This window comes from Caballeronia choica, from assembly GCF_001544535.1.
Lineage (GTDB): Bacteria > Pseudomonadota > Gammaproteobacteria > Burkholderiales > Burkholderiaceae > Caballeronia > Caballeronia choica.
In genome coordinates, this window is the sequence record NZ_FCON02000261.1 from 1 (window position 1) to 6,288 (window position 6,288).

Here is a 6,288-nt window from a genome sequence, read left to right on the forward strand (position 1 = left end):
CCGTATTGCCCGGAACTCAATCCCGTCGAGTACCTGTGGGCATGGCTCAAGCGTCATGCGATTGCGAACTTCTGCCCCGACAACCTCGCCGAGTTGCATACCATCGCCCGCAACAAGCTCAAGAGCGCTCAGAAAAGGCCTTCGATCATCGCCGCGTGCTGGATTCAGGCAACGTTGTGGTGATGTCATGATTTATGGAAAGATCAATAGAATCAAAAGTGCGATACGAAGAATGGCTTTGCATCGCTGTGCATCGGCAGCGGTGCGGGAGTGGCGCTGGCGGTCGAGCGTCCGTAGGAGGAAAATCCGGAAGTCAGGAAAGACAAGCGCGAAACCGTTCACCGGTTTTCGCATAACGGTAATGGAGTGAGAGATGACAAAGCGCATAGCGTATGTGACGGGTGGCATGGGCGGCATTGGCACGAGCATCAGTCAACGTTTGCATAAGGACGGCTATACGGTCGTCGCCGGCTGTGGCCCGAACTCTCCGCGCCGTGTCAAATGGCTTGAGGAACAAAAGGCGCTTGGGTACGATTTCATCGCGTCCGAGGGCAACGTCGGCGATTGGGACTCAACCCAAAAGGCGTTCGACAAGGTCAAGGCTGAAGTCGGCGAGATAGATATCCTGGTGAACAACGCCGGTATCACGCGCGATGGCGTGTTCCGAAAGATGACGCACGAGGATTGGACCGCGGTCATCGAAACCAACTTGACGAGCCTCTTCAACGTCACCAAGCAGGTGGTCGACGGCATGGTCGAGCGCGGCTTCGGGCGGATCATCAACATCTCGTCGGTGAATGGTCAGAAAGGGCAGTTCGGCCAGACCAACTACTCGACGGCGAAGGCCGGCATCCACGGCTTCACGATGGCGCTCGCGCAGGAAGTGGCGACCAAGGGCGTGACAGTCAACACGGTGTCACCTGGCTACATCGGCACGGACATGGTCAAAGCAATCAAACCTGAAGTGCTGGAGAAGATCGTCGCGACGATTCCCGTGCGCCGTCTCGGCCGTCCGGACGAAATCGGCTCGATCGTGGCGTGGCTCGCATCGGAGGAGTCGGGCTTCGCCACCGGTGCGGACTTCTCGCTCAACGGCGGTCTGCATATGGGCTGACGATTGCGACCAGCTTGAGGGTATCGGTTGAGCCTGCCACCCGCCGCCGCCCAGCGCGGCGGTTTGTGGATCGTAAAAAAGACGATGGATTGCCGACCTTCCTGCCTCAGGCCTCATCCTTGCATTACTCCAGGGTTGCGGTCGGCAGTGTAGAGCGGCAGCACCGCGGTCTCGATCAGGCCGATCGCCTCCATCGCCAGGTGTGACAAGGTGTGCTGGCTGCTCGTCGCGATACTGAGACGGCTGTGCAGCGTCGGTTGCCGTATGCGCGTAACGGAGAACGGGCGCTTCAGCGGATCGGTGGCCGGCGCATTGATGGGCAACACCGCGTAACCATAGCCCTCGCACACAAGGTCGAGGATGGCCCCCACAGCGTCCACCTCGAGCGCGATGGAGAGCTTAACTCCCTCCTCGGCCGCGCGCGATTCGACGATCTGCCGCAGCGCATGCATGCGCCCAGGAATGACGAGTGGATAGCGCGCGATGTCTTTCAGGCGGATCTGCTTGGGCGCCTGACCACCTGCGCCCCCTGCCGTGCCGATCAAGAACAGTTCCTCCTCGAACACCGCGCGCTTCTCGACGAGCGCGGTGAGCGAAGTGTCGTAAAGCACGGCCGCATCGATGCGGCCCATCATCAGCCACTCCGTCAGATAGGTGGAAAGCCCCTCGGCCACAGAGATCGTCGCATCGGGAAACCGCTGCCTGAACTGCCGGATCAACTCCTGCGTGGCGACCTTTGCGAAGCTCGGCGCAAGCCCGATGCTGAAGTGTCCGCTGACCGTCCCCTTCAATTGCCGAAGATCGTGCCGCGCGCGCTCAGCCTGCAACAGCATGCCCTTCGCATGACCCAGCATGATTTGACCCGCATCGCTTGCGACGACGCCGCGCCCGTGCCGCACGAGCAGGGTCTGCCTTAGTTCCACCTCCAACTGTCGCACGAGACGGCTCAAGGTCGGCTGATTGGTATCGAGGATCGTGGCCGCGCGCGTAAAACTCCCCAGCTCCACCACGTGAACAAAGGCCTCGAGTTGCTTCAGTTCCATTTTGGCTCCTATACGAGTTTCGTATATCAGCTAGTCGATTATGTCGATTGTATGGAAGAACCCGCAACGTCACAATGGGCCTCATTGGTTGTCCTGTCACTCAATGCCCTCAATGGAGCCCGAACAGACCATGAAGTCCTGCCTTCCGCCAGACCCGAATCCGGTCAAACCCGCGTATGCGCTACCCGCGCTCGCGTGCGATGCCCACTGTCACGTGTTCGGCCCCGTCGAGCGTTTTCCGTATGCTGAAGATCGCAGCTACACACCACCCGACGCGCCGTTCGAATCGCTGGTTGCCCTGCATGACCATCTGGGCCTCGAGCGCGGCGTGATCGTGCAGGCGAGCTGCCACGGCACCGACAACACCGCGATGCTTGATGCGATCTCCCGGGGCAACGGGCGATACCGGGGCGTCGCCATCGTCGACGCAGACGTGACCGATGACACACTGAAGGCGCTCAACGACGCCGGTGTACGCGGCGTGCGCTTCAACTTCGTCGCGCATCTGGGCGGAGCGCCCGACCTGGACGTATTCGACCGTGTGCTGCGGCGGATCGAAGCGCTCGGCTGGCACGTCGTGCTGCACCTCGACGCGCAGGACATCGTCAAATACGCCGATCTCATCGGGCGGATTCGCGTGCCATTCGTGATCGACCACATGGGCCGCGTGCGCGCCGAAGCGGGCCTGGATCAGGAGCCGTTCCGGCAACTGCTGGAATTAATGCGCAATCCGCTCGCATGGGTGAAGGTGTGCGGCTCCGAACGAGTCTCCGCGGGCAAACGGCCCTTCGACGACGCGATTCCCTTCGCGCGGGCACTCGTTCACGCCGCTCCGGATCGTGTGTTGTGGGGCACGGATTGGCCACATCCAAACATCTCGAAGGACATGCCCAACGACGGTGAACTGGTCGACCTACTGTTCCGCATTTGCGACGATCCCGTGCTGATTCACAAGATCCTGGTCGAGAACCCCGAACGACTCTACGATTTCGCCCCCGGCAAATAACAGACGGTCAAAAAAGGCCGCAAGACAACATAACGGAGACAGACATGACCCAAGCCCGCATTTGTTCAGGCATTACGTTTGTCGCGAGGCAGCCGCGATGAACGCCACCACTTCATGTCCTGAAGCACCCCCGCGTCAACGCGTCCCCTTTTATCGCCAACTCTACGTGCACGTGCTGGCCGCGATCCTGATCGGCGTGCTGCTCGGCCACTTCGCGCCGACACTCGCCGTCCAGATGAAGCCACTTGGCGACGCCTTCATCAAGCTCGTCAAGATGGTGATCGGCCCAATCATATTCTGCACCGTGGTCGCGGGCATCGCGGGCATGGGCGACATGAAGAAGGTCGGACGCGTCGGCGGGAAAGCACTGCTTTATTTCGAGGTCGTTTCGACGCTGTCGCTGATGATCGGGCTCCTTGCCGGCCATCTGTTGCGCCCGGGTGCGGGTTTCAACCTCGATCCGTCGAAGATTGATGCTTCCGCGCTTTCCGGCTACGCGACCCAGGCCCATGAGCAGAGCACCGTCGAGTTCCTCATGCACATCATCCCCAACACCGTGGTCGACGCGTTCGTGACGGGCAACGTGCTGCAGGTTCTGCTCGTCTCGGTGCTCTTCGGCGCAGCGCTTGCCGCGCTCGGAGAACGGGGCAAACCCCTGGTCGAGTTCATCGGCGGCATCGCCAACACGTTCTTTGGCATCGTTCACATCATCATGAAGACCGCTGCGATCGGGGCCTTCGGTGCGATCGCCTACACCATCGGAACCTATGGCGTCGGGTCCGTGTTGCCGCTCATCAAGCTGATCGGCGCGTTCTACCTGACGCTTTTTGTATTTGTTGTGGTCGTCCTCGGCGTGATCGGGCGCGTGATGGGGTTCAACATCTTTCGCTTCATGAGCTATATCCGCGAGGAGATTCTCATTGTTCTCGGCACGAGTTCGTCCGAAGCGGCGCTGCCCGGGATGCTCGAAAAGCTCGAACGCCTAGGCTGCTCCAAGCCGGTGGTCGGGCTTGTCGTGCCCGCAGGCTATTCGTTCAATCTCGATGGCACCAACATCTATCTGACGATGGCGGTTCTCTTCATCGCGCAGGCCTTCAATATCCAGCTGACCTTTACGCAGGAAATGACGCTGGTCGTGGTTGCGATGCTCACCTCCAAGGGCGCGAGCGGCGTGGCTGGTGCTGCGTTCATCATGCTCACCTCGACGCTGCTGGTGTTCCCCGTCATCCCTGTGTCGGGCATGGTGCTGATCCTTGGCATTCACCGCTTCATGGGTACCGGGCTCGCCGTCGTCAACACGATCGGCAATGGCGTCGCGACGCTGGTGGTTTCCGCTTGGGAGCGAGAACTCGACCGCGACAAGCTCGACGCCGCCATGAAAAAGCGCACGGTCGTTTAACGCCTGGCTTCACCTCGGAGGCCGCCGTCCGCGCGGCCTCCCGACATGACAACCACAACAGAAGGAGATTGATCGTGAAGATCAGGGGAACAGTACGCCCTAAGCAATCGTGCGCAAAGCGATCATACTTGCGGGCCGCCGCTGGTGTCGCAATGGCGTTGTGTGCGGCTAGCGCGCCCGCGCAGGTACAGGACGGCTCGCAGGTCCAGCTTTACGGACTCGTCGGTACTTACGTTGACAGTCTCAAGCGCAGCGATATGTCGCAATCGCAGGTTCAGATGGGAAGCGGCGGTCTTACGACCTCGTTCTGGGGTTTGCGCGGGAAGGAGGACCTGGGGGGAGGCGTGAGCGCCATCTTCACTCTGGAAAGCTTCTTTCAACCGAACACCGGCGCACAGGGACGCAATACGACCGATCCGTTCTGGTCCCGCAATGCTTACGTTGGCTTCCAGAGCGATTATGGACGGCTCACCTTCGGACGGCAGACCAACCCGACCTATGTGGCGGAGCAGAATGTCAACCCGTTCGGCTCGTCGGTGGTGTTCTCTCCGCTGGTGGTGCAGACCTTCGTGGTCAACTATGGCGGATCGATCATCGGCGATACCGTCTGGAACAACACCGCTCAATACACGAGCCCGTCTTACAAGGGATTCGGGGCGACAGTCATCTACGGTTTGGGCGGCGTGGCTGGATCGCCGGGTGTTGGTAATCTCGGCGTACATCTCAACTATAGCGGTAGTGCGCTCACCGTGGCGCTCTCGGCGCAGCGCGTGCGCTTCACGCAGGTAGGCCCGGTCGGGGCGCAATATGCGTATCTCGCAGGTGCGGCGTACGACTTCAAGATCGTGAAACTCTATGGCGCAGCGGTGATCACGAGCAACGTCAGCATGCCGATCGGCACGCATACCTACGAGGCCGGTCTATCGGTGCCGTTCTCGCCCGCGGATTTTCTGCTCGCCGAATATGCGCGCACGCGTCGCTCGGGTCCGGTCGACAATAGTCTGCGCCACACGGCGTCGATCGCATACGACCACTTCCTTTCGAAGCGCACCGACATTTATGCCGTCTATTCGCTTGACCAGTTGAGCGGGCATCCGATCGGCAACACTTACGGCGTGGGTGTGCGGCATACCTTTTGAATCGTGGTTTGAAACTGAAGGGCGCGAGTGCCGGCGGGGCGACTTCACAGCCGCATACGGCTCATTAGGGAGAGGGCGCGCATGGTACTCGTCACATCGCGCCGGTAATCAAATTTTTTTGGAGCGACCATGATCATCGACATTCACGGCCATTACACGACCGCGCCGAAGGCGCTGGAGACATGGCGCAACCGCCAGATTGCGGGCATCAAAAGTCCATCGGAAATGCCGAAGGTGTCCGAGTTGCACATCAACGACGACGAGTTGCGCGAGTCGATCGAAAGCAATCAACTGCGATTGATGCGCGAGCGCGGCCTCGACCTCACCATCTTCAGCCCGCGCGCAAGCTTCATGGCGCATCACATCGGAGACTTCCAGGTCTCTAGCACGTGGGCGGCGATCTGCAACGAGCTATGTTTCTGCGTGAGCCAGCTATTCCCAGATCATTTCATTCCGGCAGCCATGTTGCCGCAAAGCCCCGGCGTGGATATCGCCACGTGCATCCCCGAACTCGTCAAGTGCGTGGAGGAGTACGGCAACGTCGCGATCAACCTGAACCCGGACCCGTCGGGCGGCCACTGGACCAG

The 6,288-nt window shown here is 60.4% G+C and carries 6 protein-coding genes and 1 pseudogene; 6 read left to right on the forward strand and 1 reads right to left on the reverse strand.

The genetic code is table 11. The features are described from left to right. Window positions 1-183, forward strand: a pseudogene (locus AWB68_RS41720) (IS630-like element ISCARN39 family transposase); the annotation flags it as partial. A gap of 190 nt (window positions 184-373) precedes the next feature. Beyond that, a complete protein-coding gene (locus AWB68_RS41725; protein WP_087649998.1) occupies window positions 374-1,114 on the forward strand; it encodes a 3-ketoacyl-ACP reductase in 741 nt (246 codons plus the stop codon). A 113-nt stretch (window positions 1,115-1,227) separates the two neighbouring features. Here the strand turns inward: AWB68_RS41725 and AWB68_RS41730 are convergent, their stop codons facing one another. Beyond that, window positions 1,228-2,157, reverse strand: a complete 930-nt coding sequence (locus tag AWB68_RS41730; protein WP_087649999.1) for a LysR substrate-binding domain-containing protein — start codon at window positions 2,155-2,157, stop codon at window positions 1,228-1,230. A gap of 130 nt (window positions 2,158-2,287) precedes the next feature. Between AWB68_RS41730 and AWB68_RS41735 the strand changes: the two genes are divergently transcribed. The 4 genes from AWB68_RS41735 to AWB68_RS41750 form a co-directional block, all read left to right on the forward strand. Continuing rightward, the gene (locus tag AWB68_RS41735) at window positions 2,288-3,163 is read left to right on the forward strand and encodes an amidohydrolase family protein (protein ID WP_087650000.1); all 876 of its coding nucleotides are present in this window, start codon (window positions 2,288-2,290) and stop codon (window positions 3,161-3,163) included. A gap of 97 nt (window positions 3,164-3,260) precedes the next feature. Further along, a complete protein-coding gene (gene dctA / locus AWB68_RS41740; protein WP_087650001.1) occupies window positions 3,261-4,562 on the forward strand; it encodes a C4-dicarboxylate transporter DctA in 1,302 nt (433 codons plus the stop codon). Window positions 4,563-4,714: 152 nt separating this feature from the next. Then, window positions 4,715-5,701, forward strand: a complete 987-nt coding sequence (locus tag AWB68_RS41745; protein ID WP_087650002.1) for a porin — start codon at window positions 4,715-4,717, stop codon at window positions 5,699-5,701. Between the two features lie 129 nt (window positions 5,702-5,830). Continuing rightward, on the forward strand, window positions 5,831-6,288 hold a 458-nt coding region (locus AWB68_RS41750), incomplete at its 3' end, for an amidohydrolase family protein (protein WP_160110171.1).

Excerpts from the sequence above, each read along its gene's own strand:
- AWB68_RS41725 (WP_087649998.1), top strand. The coding sequence starts at position 374 with ATGACAAAGCGCATAGCGTATGTGACGGGTGGCATGGGCGGCATTGGC.
- AWB68_RS41730 (WP_087649999.1), bottom strand. The coding sequence starts at position 2,157 with ATGGAACTGAAGCAACTCGAGGCCTTTGTTCACGTGGTGGAGCTGGGG.
- AWB68_RS41735 (WP_087650000.1), top strand. The coding sequence starts at position 2,288 with ATGAAGTCCTGCCTTCCGCCAGACCCGAATCCGGTCAAACCCGCGTAT.
- dctA (WP_087650001.1), top strand. The coding sequence starts at position 3,261 with ATGAACGCCACCACTTCATGTCCTGAAGCACCCCCGCGTCAACGCGTC.
- AWB68_RS41745 (WP_087650002.1), top strand. The coding sequence starts at position 4,715 with ATGGCGTTGTGTGCGGCTAGCGCGCCCGCGCAGGTACAGGACGGCTCG.